Genomic DNA, 18,054 nt, shown 5'->3' with positions numbered 1-18,054 from the left:
TTGTCGAAAGCGCTTTCGGAAATGTCGAAATAAAATATCGAAAGCGATTTCGATTTTTTGGGAATGACTTTCGAAATCGCGCTCTTCCCTCTATCCGGTTAAAGGGGAGAGAGCGACTTCGAAATATCATCGGGACTACTTTAGTTTTTGACCGGTGCGCATGACAAGCGTTCGATCAATTTGACCGGAATGACTCGACGTTCTGTGAGTCGTTCTTTAGCGGTCATCTGTTCAATCAACAACTCGGCCGCTGCTTCGCCGATCTCGTCCGTATCTTGACGAATCGTCGTCAGCTTCGGCGTGATGTACTTGATCATGTCGATGTCATCGTAACCGATGATCGAGATGTCTTCCGGTACCCGGAGACCGTGCTCATGGACGGCTTCAATCGCACCAATCGCCATCTGGTCACCCGCGACGAATACTGCGGTCGGAGGGGTTTCGAGCTTTAGAAGCTTCTCCATCGCTTGTTTACCTTCTTCGACTGAAAAGAATCCGGCGTTGATCAGATAACCTGGCTCAATTGGAAGATCGAGTGCCTGCATGGCGAGCTCGTACCCTTTGATTCGGGCCGCACCGGCGTCAATCGTTCTGTCACCGGCGATATGTGCGATCTTGCGATGACCGAGTTCGTACAAGTGGTTCACGGCTAAACGTGCACCCGCGATATTGTCTGAATAGACGACGCTACAATCCGCGCTGTCCATATCGACGACGACGATCGGGATGTCGCTTTGCATGAGTTCTTGAACTTGCTCATCCATCCGGTCCGAGCAGATGACGACGATACCGTCAACAGCGCGGTGTTTGAAGTGTTCGAGATAACTCATGTCACGCTGGCGGAGGTTCCTTGAGGCAAAGATCAAATCATAGCCTTGTTCCTCTGTCGCGTGACGAAAACTTTCAATGATTCCGTTAAAAAATGGATGTTTCATTCCGACTTCGTTCGCTTCCGAGAACATGACTCCGATCGCCCACGATTTCTTCGTCGATAACGACTGGGCGTGTGCGTTTGGAAGATAATCCATCTCGGCGGCAGCTTTTAAAATTTTGGCTCTCGTCTTGTCGCTCACGTCCTTGTAGTTGTTCAACGCTTTAGAGACGGTCGTAATCGAAAAGCCGGTTTTCTTTGCTAAATCATAGATCGTACCCATGTCAGTCTCCTCTTCCCGAAAGCGCTTTCGGTAACTTGATTGTAGCGCATGAATTTGTAGGAATCAATTCTTTTTCGTGGAATATTTTGAGATTTATTTTTATGACGTCTTTCTTCTATATAACAGTAACAGGAAAGTTTTTGTCGTCAATGTGTCCGTGTGTACAACCAGACAAGATTCGTAAATTTTTGTACCTCGGTCTCGCCGGTCACGCCTTTAAATAGACGTTGAAATGGTTTAAGCAACTGTTCAAGAACAATCTTCCGAAGCCGATCTTGATCTAGTTCATACGTGATCGCCTCAAATAAATCCCCTTGTTCTTCCGTCATCACAACATGCTTTTGGATCCGCTCTGCCATCTCGACCAACTCTTCTTTCGTGACCAAGTTTTTATCCGTCGTCCCCCGCATTTGATCGACCGTGACCGGGTTCAAAATATGTTCACCGGTCTCGACCATCCGTGCTGCCATCAGCTCGACGTACTCGTACAAGTTACGGATAAGTTTCTGGATCGAGTAAGCCGTGTTCGTGATGCGCAGCGTGAACAGCACGTGTTGCAACATTCCGTTGAATAGAATCGTCAATTCGATCGAATACGGACGAATCGGTTCGCCGATGATTTCCGTCAGTCGCATCGCGAGCCACTCGATCTCGTAGACGCGATGCTGCAAGACGAGTTTTTTCAATTCAGGCTCGTTCGCCGACATGATCGACTCGAACAAGGCGTACAGATTACGTTCCTCATTTAACTGAATGAGAATCGAGATCTGCTCGATAAAGACATCTTTATCGCGCTTGTCCCGTCCCATCTGCATCTCGATACGACGCTGGCCGGCGTCATAACGCAAGTTTTCAAGGATGTTGGCGACGCAGTCCGTCTTCGAGGCGAAGTAGTTGTAGAACGTGCCTTTTGAGATATTGGCTCGCTCGATGATTTCTTGAACCGATGTCTGTTGTACCCCGTTTTCGATGAACAACGTCATGGCAACATCGGCGACTTTTCGTTTCTTATCTTTCATATACTGATTACTCCGTTCTGTTTGGTTTGTACCCTAAGTATAGCATTTTGAACTACCGGTACAAAATTGTTGATTTATTTATACGATGGGTATAAAATCATCACATCGACACTTACTAGTATATAACTATTTAGAAAATAAAGGAGCAACTCGTATGAAACCAGAATTCCAAAAGAAACCGCCGTACCTCATGCTTGCGGTTTTGTTCGTCGGGGCGTTCATCGCCTTCTTGAACAACTCATTACTTAACGTCGCGCTTCCATCGATCATGGTCGATTTGGACATCGCCGACTATTCGACCGTCCAATGGCTCGCGACCGGCTTTATGCTTGTTACGGGCGTCCTCGTCCCAGCATCGGCCTACTTGATCACCCGCTTCTCAAACCGGGCGCTCTTCATCACCTCGATGGCGATTTTCGCCCTCGGGACGGCGATTGCCGCCTTCTCGCCAACGTTCGGCTGGTTGCTCTCAGGGCGGATGATTCAAGCGGTCGGTGCCTCGACGATGGGACCGCTCTTGATGAACGTCATGCTCGTCAGTTTCCCGCGTGAGAAGCGCGGAACGGCGATGGGAATCTTCGGGCTCGTCATGATCACGGCACCGGCGATCGGTCCGACACTGTCGGGCTATATCGTCGAGTATTATGACTGGCGTGTCTTGTTTGAGATGATTCTCCCGCTCGCCATCATCGGGCTTGGACTTGCCGTTTGGAAAGCCGAGAACGTCATGGTTCAAAACAAAGACCAATCGCTCGACTACTTGTCGCTCGTCTTGTCGACGCTCGGCTTTGGCGGAATTTTATACGGCGTCAGTTCGGCCAGTTCGGACGGTTGGGACAACCCGATCGTCTTGACGACGATGATCGTCGGTCTCGTCGCGTTGATCGCGTTCGTCGTCCGCCAGCTCAACATGGAAAAACCGCTCCTCGACTTACGGGCGTATAAATATCCGATGTTCGCACTCGCATCGATCATCGCGATGGTCAACGCGGTCGCCATGTTCTCCGGGATGATTTTGACACCGGCCTACGTCCAAAGCGTCCGCGGCATCTCGCCGCTCGATTCAGGACTGATGCTGTTGCCAGGTGCCATCATCATGGGGATCATGTCACCGATCACGGGGAAACTGTTCGATAAGTTCGGACCGAAGTTACTCTCCATCACAGGTCTCACCATCACCGCGATCTCGACGTATATGCTCGCCAACGTCCAGCTAGACTCGACGTATACGTACATCGTCACGACGTACACGCTTCGCATGTTCGGGATGTCGATGGTCATGATGCCCATCATGACGAACGGTCTCAACCAGTTGCCGACACACCTTAACCCGCACGGCACGGCCATCAACAACACGGCACAACAAGTGTCCGGTGCGATTGGAACGGCTATTTTGGTGACAATTATGAACTCGGTGACACGGACTGAAGCCGAGTCACTTATGACCGGCGTCGATCCGTCGACACTCACTGAAAGCGCAATGGGTGCGATGACGCAACAAGCGCTACTGTCAGGGATTCAAGTGTCGTTCTACGTCGCATTAGGGATGAACATCCTAGCGCTCATCTTGGCGTTCTTTGTGAAACGGGTTGATGTTCGAAACCTTGATTTCAAAGAAGAAGAGCAAGCGCTCAAAAAAGCGAATTAGCGTATACGAAAAGCCGTCCTGTGAGAACAGGGCGGCTTTTCTGTCGTTCAAACTTTCGCAAATCGCATATCCTCCCGACTCGGCTGCTCCGGATCGAGCTTTCGGATTTTTCGCTCATAGTATTGAGCTGTCAAAGACTGCATCCCAACGACTATTCCGAAGACGACCAACATATAAAGCGGCAAGTCGTTTTGAAATAAAAAATAGATAGCGAGCGCGCCAAGCATCGACTGCACACTTCGCATGACGTATGGTCTTGGGATGAGTCGTTTCACTGTACGATGTTTCGTCAAGCTCTGCAAATAACGACTCTCTCTCCACTCCATATACGTCAACGCTGAAAGTGCCACGAAAAAGCCAATCAAGTAACCGAGCGAGTCGTTCATCAAAAACAGCCCGAATGATAGCCCGACAAACAGGGCGATGGATACGTGTAACGGCATCCATTTCTTTTGATACATTTGAATCTTTTCAATTCGTTGTTGTTTATCCATTTACCTCACCTCAATTCTAATCTACGACGCAAATTTGGATTTTGTTCCCTTTTTAGCTAAAATTAATGATTGCGCCTCTGAATAATATGGTATTATCTGTATAGTTTATTCAATCGAATCGGAGGATGTCTTGATGAAAAAAGTGCTCGCTTTTGGCTTAGCTATGATCTTGATTTTAACTTCATGCTTCACCTTCGAAACATCGGCCGAAGCCGCGCCAAAGAAAGAGAATCGTGCTATTATGGGAGCATCGACTTTAACTCCTCAACAGATGGCAGACTACGTGAAAGCGAAAAATCCTAGAACCGTCCGCCTTCATGGCGTGACAGTCGAAGAGCTCGCCAAACTGTTCGTCATCATCGGCGCAAAAGAAGGCGTCCGCGGGGACGTCGCCTTTGCCCAAGCATTGAAAGAGACAGGTTACTTCCGCTACGGCGGGGATGTCCTTCCGAAGCAGCACAATTACTCAGGGATCGGTACAGTCGGCAAAGGGGTCAAAGGCCATTTCTTCCGCTCCCCGCACCAAGGCGTGACGGCACAGATTCAACATTTGAAAGCCTATGCTTCTAAAGAAGCGTTAAACTCGACCCGCGTCGACCCGCGCTTCCATTATGTGAAACGAGGCTCTGCGACGACATGGCCGGCCTTGCATCGCAAATGGGCGATGCAGCCAAAAGGCAACTACGGCACCGAGATTCTCTCTATCTATAAAGAGATGGGACGGACCCAAATCCGGGCCGCCAAAAAATGAACGAACGATCATGACTTATAGGGGTGAACGATAGTGACTTGCAATCAAGTACGGTTATTCAGCGGACTCACGCTTCTCGTAACGGGCGTCGTCTTGCTACTTAAACGCTAACAAGCATTCAGAGCATCTGCTCGGATGCTTTTTTTGTTCATCGAGTAAAATGAAGAGACGAGATCGCATGCCGGCTCGACCGTCGATAAGGAGGAACATCACATGTCAACTTGGGATCAACGTTTTGATACAGATGAGTATGTCTATGGAGAAGAACCCAATGAGTTCGTGAAGCAACAAGCGCACTTGTTCAAAAAAGGAATGACCGTTCTCGCGATCGCCGAAGGAGAAGGCAGAAACGCCGTTTGGCTCGCGGAGCAAGGACTCCACGTCGAAATGTGGGACTATTCGCAAGTCGGGTTAGACAAAGCCACACGGTTGGCCGAACGTCGCGGCGTGACGCTGCAGACCCGTCTCGTCGATTTGGCTGAAGCGAACTGGCCTGAACAGGCTTACGATGCCGTTTTATGTATATACGGTCATTTCCCGAAAGAAGTGAAAACGGCCGTCTTTACCGGGATCACGCGGGCATTGAAGCCAGGAGGCTACTTCGTGACAGAAGTGTATAGTGAAGAGCAACTCGCTTATGGGACGGGCGGACCAAAAGAAAAGACTCTCTTATACACAGCGCATGATTTCTCTACCTTCACTGGCTCACTCAACACGTGCCGCTTGTTTGAAGGTGTTGTGGAACGACACGAAGGAATACTTCATCAAGGGACATCTGCAATCATTCAATACATCGGTCAAAAACGCACAAACATCGAATCAAGCGAAAGCTGATTCGATGTTTGTGTCTATCGACAACTGTTTACATACGAAGCGCAAAGCGCGCCCGAAAACAAATACACCCTGCTTCCGGTGAATACACCGTGAGCGTCCCCTCATGAAGCAACATGATTTGACGTGCGATCGATAACCCGAGCCCATCTCCTGGTGTCTCACCTCGTGATGCATCGACACGGTATGTCCGGTCGAACAATTGATCCATCGCATCGATCGTCTGTTGTGACGTCCCGTTACAGAGTCGCCACTCAACCACTGACCCCTGTTGGATCAGTGTCAGTTCAATCGGATTTTCATCCATCGCATATTTTAACGCATTCGACATCAAATTCTGAAAGACACGGATGAGCTGCTCTTGGTCAGCTTCCACGTAGACTTCCGGTTGGATGTTCACGATTAAACGGTATCCCTTTTCAGCAAACAACGGTTGTAGTTCGTGCACCAATTGGCTCGTCAACAAGCTGATATTCAAGCGACGTTTCGATAACGTCACTTGTGCGGAATACAACCGATTCACATCCATCAGTTGATCGAGAAGATGTTCGAGCTGTGCCGTTTTTTCATGTAATACGTTGAAGTGACTTTGCTCTTGATCTGTCCATTCCCGTTCAGTTTGGAGTAGCTGAACATAGCCGCGAACGCTCGTCAACGGGGTACGTAAATCATGGGACAAGTTAGAGAACAGTTGATTTCGTTCTTCCTCATGCGACCGTTCTTTCTCGAACAATTGATGCAACTGCCTCGACATTTGGTTGACGCTCTCTGCAAGTGTAGCGAGTTCATCTCGCCCCGTCACTTCAACGGTTCGTCCAAGATCTCCGTTTGCGATTTGTTCAATCTCGTTTGATAAATCCGTGATTTTTTGCAGCGTCTTTCGCGTCATCAATGAAAAGCCAATCACAAAAATGATAATTGTAATAAATGTCACGCTTAAGAAAGCAAGATTATAAATCAACGGATCAGGTGTGGTCTCGTTCTGAATATAATACAAGCTAATCAAATAGCCCATAATTAGAAACGCAATCGTGGCGATGAGGGCGTTGATTAGGATAATCCCGATTAATTTAACGAGTAACCGGTCCCACTGTCGCTTTTTCATAGGCGGTACCCCACGCCCCATACCGTTTTAATGTACGAAGGTTTCCGCGGCGTCTCTTCAATCTTCTCGCGAATTTTCGTGATATGGACCATGACCGTATTGTCGACTTCAAACGCGTCTTCTCCCCAAACCGCCTCATAAATCTGTTCGACCGTCAGCACTTGGTTCGGATGGCGCATGAAGTAGGCGAGGATATCAAACTCTTTCGGTGTCAGCCGAATCGAGGTGTCCCCTTTCGTGCATTGTCTTGTTTGAATATCGAGTGTGACGTCATCAAAAATGAGCACGCCGGACTGGGCCGACTGGTCAGCACCGTAGTCCCGGTAGCGTCGAAGTAGCGACTTCACGCGAAGTGTCACCTCAAGCGGATTGAATGGCTTCTTCATGTAATCGTCCGCACCAATCGAGATGCCTTGCATCAGATCCAAATCGCTTGTCTTTGCTGTCAGCATGAGGATTGGCATGAACTGCGTCTTGCGAATTTCAATACAGGCCTCGATGCCGTCCATGACGGGCATCATCCAATCAAGGATGAGTAAATCGATGGCTTCGTGTGCGACGACGTCAAGCACTTCTTGACCCGTCTTTGCAAATCGCAAGGCGTATCCTTCATTTTTTAAATAAATGGCGAGCAACTCGCGGATCGCCTCATCGTCATCGGCAATCAGAATTGTCGGTTGTGGACGCATTCTCTCCCCCCTCACTTCGTGCACTACGTGTTGACAGACGAACTTTGAATTCATCTTGTTCAACTAGCGTAGCATCTTTTACATTTCCCATACACTTTCGCCTGTGAAACGGCAAAAACATGCAGATTCACGTTTTAGTTATATACCTATATGAAGTGTACCGAGCGCATCACAACGCATTCTGTTGAACTTCTTAACATTTCTTAAGACTCTGCTAAACACTTCTTATGCTTATCGCTCCATACTAGACGTTAGAAGGAGTGACTCGATTGGAAACAATACTTACACAATACGTGGTGCTCGCAATCGGTATCATGTTTACACCGTTGTCCGATGACGTCTTGATGGTCACCCATTTGACGATTACAGCCGTGACGACAGTTCCCGAATGGATCGTGTTCATATCCACTTGGATGGTCTTCACGTTTGCCTTTAGTTGGTTTTATTTGATTGGCCGCGGATTGAATCGATTCATCCCAACTTCAAAACGTGATTCGCGTTATTTAAAACGAGCCGAGGCGCTGTATGCACGATACGGAGCACGCGTCATTCTTGTCTCCTACTTTATTCCTGGTTTGCGCCACCCGATCCACTATGTCGCCGGATTCACCTCGTTGTCGTTTCGAACGTATACGTTCTATAACGTCTTATCCGCGCTTGGTTATACCGGTGCGTGGTTCACCGTGATTCAGTTAGCTGAACGCGTCCCGATTTTCCATCAAACGAAAGATTGGATTCTTTCCCTTTAACGGCCGCCACTCACTTCATACATTCAGATTCCAAACGTATCCAAACGGGTATGTATACGGAGAAGAATCGAATGCCAACGGTTTATATGTTGAATGTGCAGAATTGCATCTTCCCCTCCTCGTCAAGGCAGGGAATCTGTCGACCGACGGCAAAGTACTTAAAAGCTGAATGTATGCAAAATAGATGTTGGAAGGAAGGCGACACGGTATATGAACAACGTGAACAAGTCTGTGATTGTGATCGGGGGAGGACTTGGCGGCTTGTCAGCGGCCATTTCTCTCGCTCAACAAGGGTATGAGGTTTCCTTATATGAAAAGAACGGCCATATCGGCGGGAAAGTGAATCGGCTCGAGCAAAACGGGTTCGGCTTCGACCTCGGTCCGTCGATTTTAACGATGCCGCAAATCTTTGAAAAGTTATTCACGGGTAGCGGCAAGCGGATGGCGGACTACGTGCCAATCAAACGTCTCGATCTCGAGTGGCGCTCGTTCTTCCCGGATGGCACGGTATTAGATTTATATCACGACCTCGACGTGATGGAGCGCGCCAATCCGACGCTGTCACATAAAGACATGGAAGAGTATCGGGCACTATTGGACTATGCCGAGCGCATCTACCATACGACCGAGAAGAGTTACTTGAAGGAAGGGTTTGAATCACCGCTAGAAGCGGTGGCGAAGACCGGCCTGTTTTCGACGTTGTTCGGATTTGACTTGACGTCGACGATGTACGATGGGATCTCGAAACGAATCAACAACCCGCATTTACGGACGATGCTCTCCTACTATGTCAAATACGTCGGTTCGTCGCCTTACAGCGCCCCGGCCGTGCTCAACATGATGATTTATATGCAGTACGCTCAAGGTTGCTGGTACGTCGAAGGCGGTACGCACAAATTGGCCGAAGGATTGACGAAACTCGCCGAGGAGATCGGCGTCCAAATCCATACGGGGCAAGGTGTCGTCCGCGCCCATACGATCAACGAGAAGATCACCGCCATCGAGCTCGAGGACGGCCGACTCCGGTCAGCCGATTACTTCGTCTCCAACATGGAAGTCATCCCGTTCTATCAAAAGATGGTCGATGCGGATGAAGACTATGTCGACAAGCTCGTGAAAAAGTATGAACCGGCGAGTTCTGGCTTCGTGATTCATCTCGGCGTCAAAAAAGAGTATCCGGCCTTAGGACACCACAACTTCTTCTTCTCCGAGAACTTGCACGAACAGATGGATAAGATCTTCGAGAAACACGAGCTACCGGACGACCCGACCATCTATTTGGTGAACGTCAATAAGACCGACCCGACACAGGCGCCGGCAGGACATGAGAACATTAAAATTCTGCCGCACATCCCGTACATCCAAGACGAACCGTTCACACCAGAAGAGTATGCGGCGTTTGAAGAACGCGTCCTCGATAAGCTCGAACGCATGGGCTTGGACGGGTTACGAGACAACACGGTGACGCGCGACGTCTGGACGCCTCATGACATCGAACGCACGTATGGATCGGACCGGGGCGCGATTTACGGCACCGTCGCGGATAAAAAACGGAACGGCGGCTTCAAGCATAAGAAGCAAAGCGAGCTGTACAACAATCTGTATTTCGTCGGCGGCACCGTGAACCCTGGCGGTGGCATGCCGATGGTGACACTGAGCGGTCAACAAGTGAGCGACAAGATCGCGAAGCGTGACGGCGTTAAAAACTGATCATAAAAAGGATTCGAGCCCACGCTCGAATCCTTTTTTTAGTGACCGCGATACTTCCCGAGCGCCCGCATATTCAATAAATAAAGCACACCTGCGTAAACGATTAAACCGAGCACATACCCCCAGATCCCGGCGAAACCGCTCCCGTACACCATCACTTCTTTGATCGCCGTCGCTCCGTAGAAGATCGGCATGGCGTAGCTCAAATTGCCGAGCCCGTACGGAATCAAGTCGAGCGGGATCAGTCCTGAGAAGAACACTTGCGGGATGATCGTGAACGGGATCATTTGGACGACTTGGAGCTCCGAACGGGCGAACACCGAAATCGTCGCCCCGAACAAAACGGCCGTCCCGGCCATTAAAATCATCACAAGAAATACCCAACCGATGTTCCCGAGCGACGTCAGCCCGAGCACGTAAATCGTATAGAGCACGATGAAGACGGACTGCACGACCGCGAAGACGCCATAGCCGAGCGTATACCCTAAAATGACTTGTCCGCGTTTGATCGGGGTCATGAGCAAGCGCTCGAGCGTGCCCCCGCTCCGCTCTTTGACGAGCGCCATCGCCGACAGGATGAAGACGAAGAAGAATGAGAACAGTGACAAGAACACGTAGCCGAATGAATCGAACGTCGACTGTCCTTCTTCTCCATATACGTAATTCATCTCGATGTCGGCCGCCGGATTGAGCGCCGACAACGCCGCTTGGATCTCACGCACCGCTTTCGACGATTTCGTCGACGGTTCGCGCAACGTGATCATGGTACCCGCCTGTCCCGCTTCGAAGACGGCATCGACGTCTTTATTGTCTTCTAAATAAGCAACCGGCTCCTCGACCGTATCGAGTCGCACGTCGAGCGTCTCGGCTTCGAACGCGTCGATAAGCTGCTGCTGGGCGGCCTCGTCGAGCACGACGACCGGCACGTAATCCGAGTCGCCGAGCAAGAAGTAGACGAGCGTGAGGATGAGGAGCGGGGCGATCAAAATCAAGGCGACGCTCCGCTTGTCGTTCAACGTCTGAAAGATGACCCGTTTCGCCAAGTTACGCATCGTGCTTCGCCTCCTCTCGTCCGGCAATGAGGAACAGTTCCTCGACACGGCCGTTCTCGGTCTGCTCGAGCAAGTGCGTCACCGTGTCATAGGCGATCAAGCGCCCGTTGTAGATGAGCGCGGCCCGGTCACATTCGAGCACCTCGTCCATGACGTGGGTCGAGACGATGATCGTCGTCCCGCTGGCTCGAATCATTTGAAACTGATCCCAAATCTGGCGGCGCAAAATCGGGTCGATCCCGACCGTCGGCTCGTCTAAAAACAAGACGTCCGGTTGATGAAGGATGGCGATGGCGAGCGACAGCCGCTTCTTCATCCCGCCCGAATAATTACGGACGAGCTTTCTCCGGTCAGCCGACAAGTCGACGAGGGCGAGCACGTCGTCGATGCGCTGTTTGAGCGCCGCCTTGCCGAGTTTATAAATCGAGCCGAAAAACTCGAGGTTCGCCTCACCCGACAAATCGTCGTACAGTCCATCGTTTTGCGGCATGAACCCAATCTTATGAAGCATGTTCATGTTCGGCATCACCGTCTCACCGACTCGAATCGATCCTTTGTCTGCCGCCAATGCGCCGATCATCAAACGGATGAGCGTCGTCTTCCCCGACCCCGAAGGACCGAGCAGACAACAGATATCGCCCGAGTTGATCGTGAAGCCGATATGATCGATGGCCAGTTGGTCACCGAACGATTTACTGACGTCGTTCAGTTGAATATTCATATTGGACTCCCTCCCGATGTCTGCCTCGTGTACACTGAACTAAAAGACACCGTGTTGGTTTATACGTTCAGTATAGTCCGCGCTCGAACGGCCAACAATCATCAATCTCGGTCACAGTGTCGGTTTTCCGACAGACGGCGACAATGTGTTGGATAAAGGAGAAAAAAATATGGAACAGACAGACTTACGGGTCGTCCGGACGAAGCAGTTGATCAAACAGGCGTTGCTCGAATTGATCGAAGAACAAGGATTTGAAGCGGTCACGGTGAAGGCACTCACCGAACGCGCCGGCATCAACCGGGGGACGTTTTACAGCCACTATGTGGATAAGTACGATCTCATGGAGAAATCGATTGAAGCGATCTTTCATGAGGCCGAAACAAAGCTCATCAAAAATTTGCCGAACGTCTTTGGCAATCAGCAAGGCTCCGCTCCCCATCAGTTACTCGTCCCGTTCATCCGGTTCATCGAACAAAATAAGATTTTGATGAAACCGCTCCTCGGTCCGAACGGCGACCCGCAGTTTCAGGCGAGACTCCGCGCCTACATGTACACGGCGCTGTTCCACCGTTCCCCGACCGTTTTGTTTGACGAGACGCAGTCGCTCGTCCCGCCCGATTATTTAGTCTCCTATATCTCGTCGGCACATATGGGCGTCATTTATGAATGGCTCTATAATGACCGAACTGAAACGGTAGAAGATATCGCACGCATCATTTATACGATCACGTTTGAAGGACCGCTCGTCGCGGGCGGGTTGAAGCCGGACAGACAAAAAGACAGGTAGCAGCTACCTGTCTTTTTGATTGGGAAGCGTCACACGCACCGTCGTCCCTGACTTCAATTCGCTCGTGACGTCTACATGACCACCGTGCAACGTGACGATTTTTTGAACGATCGCCATACCGAGTCCTGACCCGCCTTGATGTCTCGAAGGGTCGGCCTGATAGAATCGCTCGTACATACGGCTCACTTGTTCCGGGGTCATGCCCTCCCCGTCATCCGTGATCTCGCAAACAATCGATTCCGCCGTTTGCATGAGCTTGATGCGGATCGTGCCGCCGTCATAAGAGTGGGTCATCGCATTTTGGATCAGGTTGATCCACACTTGGTGCAGCAGTCCGGCATCGCCGACCATCTCGACTTCATCAAGCTCAGCGATCAGGTTCAACCGTTTGCGACTCGACTCTCGTTCAAACGATAAGATACTTTCCCGCATCTGTTCACTGAGCGAGAAGCGGCTGACGTCTAATCCGACGACCGAGTGATCCAACTTGGCAAGGCGCAGCAAGTCACGTGACAACCGCGACAGCCGCTTGCCTTCCTGTTCGATCATTGTCGCATAGTTGACTCGTTTTTCCGTCGGTACGTCAGCCCGTTTCAATAGCGTCGCGTAGCCGAGGATCGAGGCGACCGGCGTCTTGAATTCATGCGCCATAATCGCCGTCAATTCCTCGTTTTTAGACTCATTCGTCGCCAACGTCTCGGTCATCTGATTGAACTGACTCGCCAGCTTGCCGATCTCATCGTCCCCGCCGTCATGTACCCGTACCGTCAAATCACCAGAAGCGACTTTACTTGCCGCCTCGGTCACCCGGTCGATCCGTCTCGTCATGAGCCGGACCGCGAACAAGACAAGCACGCTCGAGACGAGCGCCGTGAGCAACAACGTCTGAAACGATAGATCGCGGAAAATCGTGACCGGGTTCTCGTCCGCGTTCGGGGACAACGTCACGACAGTCCGATCGATTAAAAGCGTGACGGCAGGCAATCGCTCGTCGCTTACGGTCAGCACGTCGCCTCGTTCAAGACGCGCGCGCTCCGCGACCGACCAACTTGCGGCCGCGTAGCGGTCCGTCTCGACAATAAGCGTCCGTTCGGAAAACAAGTCGATGACCTCATCGGCTCCTAATTCATAACGCTCAGAAGCCGTCAGCATGCTCTCGGCCCGTTCAACGAGCATCGTCTCGACTTGCGACGTCAACGCATTCATTTGGAACGTCAAGAAGAGCGTCAGCGTCAGTAAGATCGGGATGAGCAACAGCCCGAAGAAGATGGTCAGGAAACGTCCGTAAATCGAACTGAAGAAGGACTTCATGACTTCAACTCCAAGCGGTACCCAAGTCCCCAGACGGTACTGATTTGAAATGCGTCGACATGCTTCAAGCGGCTCCGGAGACGGTTTACATGGACGTCAATCGTTCGGACGTCACTTTCCGTTTCATAGCCCCAAATGCGATCGAGCAACTGTTGTCGCGTGAACACTTGATTGAGATGCGTCGCCAAATGATACAGCAACTCAAACTCTTTCTTCGGCACCTCGATTGTCTCGACCGGGGTGATCACCGTCAGTGACGTTTCGTCTAACACGCAATCGTGCAGTTGAATCTGGTGGTCTCGATATATATTGGCTCGTCGTAGCATCGCCTCGATGCGGAGCTCGAGTTCTTCTAGATCGACCGGCTTGACGAGATAGTCGTCGGCCCCGGCCCGGAATCCTTTCTTCTTATCAAGCAACGTCTCGAGCGCGGTCAACATTAAGATTGGGAGCGTGTAACCGGCGTCCCGCAGTTGCTCGGTCAACGCTCGACCATCGAGACGCGGCATCATAATGTCGGTCACGATGACGTCGATCGGTTGCTGATCGAGCAGATCGAGCGCCTCCTCTCCGTCAACGGCCCACAGCACGCGGTAGCCCGCTGTCGTCAAATATTCAAACAGAAGACCTCCGAGTGCCGGATCATCTTCGACAAGCAATAGCGTGACCATACGAGATTCCTTCTTTCTTTATGCGTTTCGTAACGCTTCAATCGGCTGCAAGGCGGACGCCTTACGGGCCGGGATATATCCAAAGATGACACCGATCACGACTGAAAACCCTAGTGCCAAGCCGACGGTCGAACTAGCCAACGTGAACGGTACACCCATGACGACGGTCAAACCGAAGGCAAGGAGTGCGCCGACCACTACACCGACCAACCCACCGAGGACGGACAAGAGCACCGATTCAAACAAGAACTGCTGGCGAATTTTCGCCGGTGTCGCGCCTAATGCTTTTCGTAAGCCGATTTCACTCGTCCGCTCCGTCACCGAGACGAGCATCATGTTCATGATGCCGATACCGCCAACGAGTAGCGAGATGGACGCGATGCCGATGAGCAGCATGCTGAGCAAGGAGTTGATTTGGTCGATTGACGCGAGGGCGTCTTCAAAGCTCGTGACGGTAAACGCGTCCCGACCGTTAAATGCGGTCGTCAACTGCTGCGTCAATTCATCACTTACTGTCTCAGATTGTCCTGATTCCGTGTACAGGTCAAACGTCGAAATCGTATTCACATGAAACTGGTGAAGCGCGGTCGTCACCGGAATGACAATCGTCTCGTCCGTCGACATCGAAAACTCTGAAGACGGGGCGAGCGTGCCGACGACGATGTAACGGATCCCGCCAATAGTGATCGTCTCACCGATTGGCGACGTGGTCGGGAACGATTCCTTCACAATCGTATCGCCGATTACGGCGACGCGCGTCCGCTCCGAGATGTCCACTGGCGTGATGCCACGCCCGGAAGCGAGTGTCGAATCCGAGAAGAACGCGTCACTCTTCCCAAGGACGCTCTGTTCGGTCGTTTGACCGCCCAAATAGACGCCTGCTTGATGACTTGTCGTAGGCGATAACGACTCGACGCCGTCAATCGCTTCGAGACGTTCTACTTCGATTACGCTGATGCCATTCTTCGTCGCATCTTCGATTTGGACACTCATCCGGTCCGCCCCGAACGTCGCGACTTCTTCATTGATTGAGGACGTGACACCTGAGATGACCGTCATGAGTGTGATGATGGACGCCGTCCCGATGACAATTCCAAGAATCGTCAAGAAAGAGCGCATCTTATGACTGATCACCGTCAGCCAAGCCATACGTATATTTTCTCGAATCATCGTCGTTCCTCCTTCTCGATACGGCCATCCCGAACGTAGACGATGCGCGTCGCTTCTTTGGCGATGTCGAGGTCATGTGTGATCATGATGATCGTCTTCCCTTCCGCATGCAATTCATGAAATAAGTTCAGAATTTGACGTCCGTTCGTCTGATCGAGCGCCCCGGTCGGCTCATCGGCGAGCAGTAGAGACGGATTTGTCACGAGCGCCCGAGCGATGGCGACACGTTGTTGTTGCCCGCCCGACAGTTGGTTCGGGTAATGGTTCTGTTTATCGCCGAGCCCGACGCGCGTCAACATTTGGTGCGTCCGGTCTTTTCGTTCCGACTTCGACAGCCGTTGATAGATGAGCGGTAACTCGACGTTTTCGCTTGCCGTCAATCGCGGCAGTAAGTTGAACTGTTGAAAGATGAACCCGATCTGCTGATTGCGGAACGCCGACAATTCGGTCTCGGATAACCCGGTCACGTCACGGTCGCCAAAGCTGTAGCGACCGCTCGTGTATCCGTCCAGACAACCGAGAATGTTCATAAGCGTTGATTTTCCCGAACCAGACGGCCCGAGGATGGCGACGAACTCGCCGTCGTGAACCGTCAAATCGATCCCGTTCAACACGATTTGTTCGTTTCCACCCGCCCCGTACGCTTTCGTCAAATCGGTGACTTCAATGAGTGCGCTCATTGTCCTCCTCCGATCTGTGGTGGCATGATACCCCCAGCTGTCGCCTCATCCATTAAGAGGACGCTATCTTCGTCTAATCCGTCTTTAATCTCAACGCGGCTGCCGTCGCTGATGCCGAGCTCGACTTGCCGTTTCACCGGACCATCCGTGCCCTCGACGTACACGTAGGCGTCGCCTTCTTCAAACGTGATGCTGTCGAGTGATAGCGTCTCTGCTTCTTCGACACGTTCGACGACAATCGAGCCTTCGAGCGTCATCCCGTTTCGTAATCCGTCCGTTTCAGGCAACGTGACGTTCATCGCATAACGTGCTGACGAGCCCGGAGTCGTCAATGCTTCCGCTTCATCGGCAATCGATTCGACCGTTCCTTCGAGTTCAGTGTCCAATGCGTTCGCATAGATCGTCAGCGCATCACCTTCCTCGACTTTCCCTAAATCCCGCTCGTCGATCAACAGTCGTCCGGTCGCATCTTCTCCGACAGTCGTCACCTGACCGGCAAACGTATAGACGTTCTCAATCGTCTCCGTCGCCACTTGCTCTGACTTATATTCGACCGATTGCGGCATCAAGAAAATGCCAGCTCCTAACGCGATGGCCAGGGCACCGCCACCTAATCCCCACTTCAGTTTTTTGTTCATCTGTCAATTCCTCCTTTTGGTTGTACCTCAAGGATAAACAGAAGTTATAAACAAAGTATGAACGGATAAATTTACAAATAATTGAAACTATCATGCTAGTAAATGCGTATATCGAATTAATCCATATCAACCTCGGAGGTATATATGCATCAAATCACGAGTTATTTCTTTCTGTACGCAAAAATCGTCCTTGCGGATAAAGTTCCATTTCTTTTAACGATGGGACTCCCGCTCGGTGTCGCCCTCCTGTACAGTCCACCAAATATCGGTACGATGACGTCTGCCGAATACGCCACGTATTTGTCGTACTTTTGGGTGTACATCATCTTGGCGACTTATTTGAACGGGATTGCGCTCGAACTCGCACGAATGCGCGAATACGGTCTCATGAAGACGTACGTCATGATCTCCGGCAACAAATATACATACATGTTGGCCATCTTATTGGCCCAGCTCTTGTTTGCCGCAATCAGTCTCCTACTGTTCACAGTTGTCGTCACGCTCGTCCACGGTCATTTCACTTTCGGTTTGCTCGCGAGCCCAATACTGCTATTACTCGCCAGCTTCCCGTTCGCGCTCGGGAGTGTCGTCTTGACGCTTCTGCCGGTGAAAGTATCGAGCTTGATGAAATTTGCGAACATTCTCACCTATCCGCTGTTCCTTTTAGCCGTCAAACAGCCAGATGTCTGGTTCGGTTATGCCAATCCGTTTTATGCCCTACTTCAACTGTCGCTTGCCGTCGTTCATGGTGTCACGCAAGTCGACGTCTCGTTTAACCTGATTACGACAATTCTCTCTCTTGTCGGTTACGTCATCGTCGGCCTGTTCGCGATGAATCGCTTCAACCTCGTCTCATCCGTCACACGCTAGGAGG

Annotated in this window: 19 protein-coding genes; 7 read left to right on the top strand and 12 right to left on the bottom strand. The window is 51.1% G+C overall.

What is annotated here, in order from left to right; all coding sequences use genetic code 11:
- Positions 1–140 precede the first annotated feature (140 nt).
- Positions 141–1,154 (bottom strand): LacI family DNA-binding transcriptional regulator, encoded by a 1,014-nt coding sequence (locus EVJ21_RS13800; RefSeq protein WP_131490729.1) that lies wholly within the window; start codon positions 1,152–1,154, stop codon positions 141–143.
- A 146-nt stretch (positions 1,155–1,300) separates the two neighbouring features.
- Entirely contained in the window at positions 1,301–2,173 is an 873-nt protein-coding gene (locus EVJ21_RS13795) for a TetR/AcrR family transcriptional regulator (protein WP_131466250.1), read from the bottom strand.
- 154 nt (positions 2,174–2,327) lie between these two features.
- Here EVJ21_RS13795 and EVJ21_RS13790 point away from each other — a divergent pair, with 154 nt between their 5' ends.
- Positions 2,328–3,821, top strand: a complete 1,494-nt coding sequence (locus EVJ21_RS13790) for a DHA2 family efflux MFS transporter permease subunit (protein WP_131466252.1) — start codon at positions 2,328–2,330, stop codon at positions 3,819–3,821.
- A gap of 47 nt (positions 3,822–3,868) precedes the next feature.
- Here the strand turns inward: EVJ21_RS13790 and EVJ21_RS13785 are convergent, their stop codons facing one another.
- Positions 3,869–4,315 carry a hypothetical protein gene (locus EVJ21_RS13785; protein ID WP_131466254.1) on the bottom strand — a complete coding sequence of 149 codons (447 nt, stop codon included), beginning with the start codon at positions 4,313–4,315 and terminating at the stop codon, positions 3,869–3,871.
- A gap of 133 nt (positions 4,316–4,448) precedes the next feature.
- On the opposite strand from EVJ21_RS13785, the gene EVJ21_RS13780 reads away from it, so the two are divergent.
- Together EVJ21_RS13780 and EVJ21_RS13775 are read left to right on the top strand one after the other, a co-directional pair.
- Positions 4,449–5,066 carry a glucosaminidase domain-containing protein gene (locus tag EVJ21_RS13780; protein ID WP_131490728.1) on the top strand — a complete coding sequence of 206 codons (618 nt, stop codon included), beginning with the start codon at positions 4,449–4,451 and terminating at the stop codon, positions 5,064–5,066.
- A 213-nt stretch (positions 5,067–5,279) separates the two neighbouring features.
- Complete coding sequence (locus EVJ21_RS13775) at positions 5,280–5,900, top strand: SAM-dependent methyltransferase (protein WP_131490727.1); 621 nt, start codon at positions 5,280–5,282, stop codon at positions 5,898–5,900.
- Positions 5,901–5,928: 28 nt separating this feature from the next.
- Here the strand turns inward: EVJ21_RS13775 and EVJ21_RS13770 are convergent, their stop codons facing one another.
- Together EVJ21_RS13770 and EVJ21_RS13765 are read right to left on the bottom strand one after the other, a co-directional pair.
- On the bottom strand, positions 5,929–7,002 hold the full coding sequence (locus EVJ21_RS13770) for a HAMP domain-containing sensor histidine kinase (protein WP_161568959.1): 1,074 nt from the start codon (positions 7,000–7,002) through the stop codon (positions 5,929–5,931).
- Complete coding sequence (locus EVJ21_RS13765) at positions 6,999–7,691, bottom strand: response regulator transcription factor (RefSeq protein WP_071398959.1); 693 nt, start codon at positions 7,689–7,691, stop codon at positions 6,999–7,001. The genes EVJ21_RS13770 and EVJ21_RS13765 overlap by 4 nt, the downstream gene beginning before the upstream one ends.
- A gap of 269 nt (positions 7,692–7,960) precedes the next feature.
- Between EVJ21_RS13765 and EVJ21_RS13760 the strand changes: the two genes are divergently transcribed.
- Positions 7,961–8,440: a DedA family protein gene (locus EVJ21_RS13760; protein ID WP_131466262.1), complete on the top strand. Its 480-nt coding sequence runs from the start codon at positions 7,961–7,963 to the stop codon at positions 8,438–8,440.
- A gap of 210 nt (positions 8,441–8,650) precedes the next feature.
- Positions 8,651–10,150, top strand: a complete 1,500-nt coding sequence (locus EVJ21_RS13755; protein WP_071398961.1) for a phytoene desaturase family protein — start codon at positions 8,651–8,653, stop codon at positions 10,148–10,150.
- Between the two features lie 38 nt (positions 10,151–10,188).
- Here EVJ21_RS13755 and EVJ21_RS13750 read toward each other — a convergent pair whose 3' ends face one another.
- Both EVJ21_RS13750 and EVJ21_RS13745 read right to left on the bottom strand, forming a co-directional pair.
- On the bottom strand, positions 10,189–11,202 hold the full coding sequence (locus EVJ21_RS13750; protein WP_131490725.1) for an ABC transporter permease: 1,014 nt from the start codon (positions 11,200–11,202) through the stop codon (positions 10,189–10,191).
- Complete coding sequence (locus tag EVJ21_RS13745) at positions 11,195–11,923, bottom strand: ABC transporter ATP-binding protein (RefSeq protein ID WP_131490724.1); 729 nt, start codon at positions 11,921–11,923, stop codon at positions 11,195–11,197. Before EVJ21_RS13745 ends, EVJ21_RS13750 begins: the two co-directional genes overlap by 8 nt.
- A 169-nt stretch (positions 11,924–12,092) precedes the next feature.
- On the opposite strand from EVJ21_RS13745, the gene EVJ21_RS13740 reads away from it, so the two are divergent.
- Positions 12,093–12,710 (top strand): TetR/AcrR family transcriptional regulator, encoded by a 618-nt coding sequence (locus tag EVJ21_RS13740; protein WP_131468174.1) that lies wholly within the window; start codon positions 12,093–12,095, stop codon positions 12,708–12,710.
- A 3-nt stretch (positions 12,711–12,713) separates the two neighbouring features.
- On the opposite strand, the gene EVJ21_RS13735 is transcribed toward EVJ21_RS13740, so the two are convergent.
- The 5 genes from EVJ21_RS13735 to EVJ21_RS13715 are packed head-to-tail and all read right to left on the bottom strand — an operon-like array spanning position 12,714 to position 17,180.
- Complete coding sequence (locus EVJ21_RS13735) at positions 12,714–14,021, bottom strand: HAMP domain-containing sensor histidine kinase (RefSeq protein ID WP_131490722.1); 1,308 nt, start codon at positions 14,019–14,021, stop codon at positions 12,714–12,716.
- The gene (locus EVJ21_RS13730) at positions 14,018–14,692 is read right to left on the bottom strand and encodes a response regulator transcription factor (RefSeq protein WP_131490721.1); all 675 of its coding nucleotides are present in this window, start codon (positions 14,690–14,692) and stop codon (positions 14,018–14,020) included. Before EVJ21_RS13730 ends, EVJ21_RS13735 begins: the two co-directional genes overlap by 4 nt.
- Before the next feature lie 18 nt (positions 14,693–14,710).
- On the bottom strand, positions 14,711–15,862 hold the full coding sequence (locus EVJ21_RS13725) for an ABC transporter permease (protein WP_236636429.1): 1,152 nt from the start codon (positions 15,860–15,862) through the stop codon (positions 14,711–14,713).
- Positions 15,859–16,542 carry an ABC transporter ATP-binding protein gene (locus EVJ21_RS13720; protein ID WP_131458961.1) on the bottom strand — a complete coding sequence of 228 codons (684 nt, stop codon included), beginning with the start codon at positions 16,540–16,542 and terminating at the stop codon, positions 15,859–15,861. The genes EVJ21_RS13725 and EVJ21_RS13720 overlap by 4 nt, the downstream gene beginning before the upstream one ends.
- A complete protein-coding gene (locus EVJ21_RS13715) occupies positions 16,539–17,180 on the bottom strand; it encodes an efflux RND transporter periplasmic adaptor subunit (RefSeq protein ID WP_071398966.1) in 642 nt (213 codons plus the stop codon). The genes EVJ21_RS13720 and EVJ21_RS13715 overlap by 4 nt, the downstream gene beginning before the upstream one ends.
- A 144-nt stretch (positions 17,181–17,324) precedes the next feature.
- Between EVJ21_RS13715 and EVJ21_RS13710 the strand changes: the two genes are divergently transcribed.
- Positions 17,325–18,050: a hypothetical protein gene (locus EVJ21_RS13710; protein ID WP_131490720.1), complete on the top strand. Its 726-nt coding sequence runs from the start codon at positions 17,325–17,327 to the stop codon at positions 18,048–18,050.
- Positions 18,051–18,054 lie beyond the last annotated feature (4 nt).

The sequence above is a fragment of the Exiguobacterium sp. SH0S2 genome, assembly GCF_004337185.1.
Classification (GTDB): domain Bacteria; phylum Bacillota; class Bacilli; order Exiguobacteriales; family Exiguobacteriaceae; genus Exiguobacterium; species Exiguobacterium aurantiacum_A.
Note: the sequence above shows the minus strand (reverse complement) of the source record. Positions and strands in the feature narration are given on the sequence as shown.

Excerpts from the sequence above, each read along its gene's own strand:
- EVJ21_RS13740 (WP_131468174.1), top strand. The coding sequence starts at position 12,093 with ATGGAACAGACAGACTTACGGGTCGTCCGGACGAAGCAGTTGATCAAA.
- EVJ21_RS13730 (WP_131490721.1), bottom strand. The coding sequence starts at position 14,692 with ATGGTCACGCTATTGCTTGTCGAAGATGATCCGGCACTCGGAGGTCTT.
- EVJ21_RS13800 (WP_131490729.1), bottom strand. The coding sequence starts at position 1,154 with ATGGGTACGATCTATGATTTAGCAAAGAAAACCGGCTTTTCGATTACG.
- EVJ21_RS13750 (WP_131490725.1), bottom strand. The coding sequence starts at position 11,202 with ATGCGTAACTTGGCGAAACGGGTCATCTTTCAGACGTTGAACGACAAG.
- EVJ21_RS13775 (WP_131490727.1), top strand. The coding sequence starts at position 5,280 with ATGTCAACTTGGGATCAACGTTTTGATACAGATGAGTATGTCTATGGA.
- EVJ21_RS13710 (WP_131490720.1), top strand. The coding sequence starts at position 17,325 with ATGCATCAAATCACGAGTTATTTCTTTCTGTACGCAAAAATCGTCCTT.
- EVJ21_RS13770 (WP_161568959.1), bottom strand. The coding sequence starts at position 7,002 with ATGAAAAAGCGACAGTGGGACCGGTTACTCGTTAAATTAATCGGGATT.
- EVJ21_RS13725 (WP_236636429.1), bottom strand. The coding sequence starts at position 15,862 with ATGATTCGAGAAAATATACGTATGGCTTGGCTGACGGTGATCAGTCAT.
- EVJ21_RS13735 (WP_131490722.1), bottom strand. The coding sequence starts at position 14,021 with ATGAAGTCCTTCTTCAGTTCGATTTACGGACGTTTCCTGACCATCTTC.
- EVJ21_RS13790 (WP_131466252.1), top strand. The coding sequence starts at position 2,328 with ATGAAACCAGAATTCCAAAAGAAACCGCCGTACCTCATGCTTGCGGTT.
- EVJ21_RS13755 (WP_071398961.1), top strand. The coding sequence starts at position 8,651 with ATGAACAACGTGAACAAGTCTGTGATTGTGATCGGGGGAGGACTTGGC.
- EVJ21_RS13720 (WP_131458961.1), bottom strand. The coding sequence starts at position 16,542 with ATGAGCGCACTCATTGAAGTCACCGATTTGACGAAAGCGTACGGGGCG.
- EVJ21_RS13765 (WP_071398959.1), bottom strand. The coding sequence starts at position 7,691 with ATGCGTCCACAACCGACAATTCTGATTGCCGATGACGATGAGGCGATC.
- EVJ21_RS13795 (WP_131466250.1), bottom strand. The coding sequence starts at position 2,173 with ATGAAAGATAAGAAACGAAAAGTCGCCGATGTTGCCATGACGTTGTTC.
- EVJ21_RS13745 (WP_131490724.1), bottom strand. The coding sequence starts at position 11,923 with ATGAATATTCAACTGAACGACGTCAGTAAATCGTTCGGTGACCAACTG.
- EVJ21_RS13780 (WP_131490728.1), top strand. The coding sequence starts at position 4,449 with ATGAAAAAAGTGCTCGCTTTTGGCTTAGCTATGATCTTGATTTTAACT.
- EVJ21_RS13715 (WP_071398966.1), bottom strand. The coding sequence starts at position 17,180 with ATGAACAAAAAACTGAAGTGGGGATTAGGTGGCGGTGCCCTGGCCATC.
- EVJ21_RS13785 (WP_131466254.1), bottom strand. The coding sequence starts at position 4,315 with ATGGATAAACAACAACGAATTGAAAAGATTCAAATGTATCAAAAGAAA.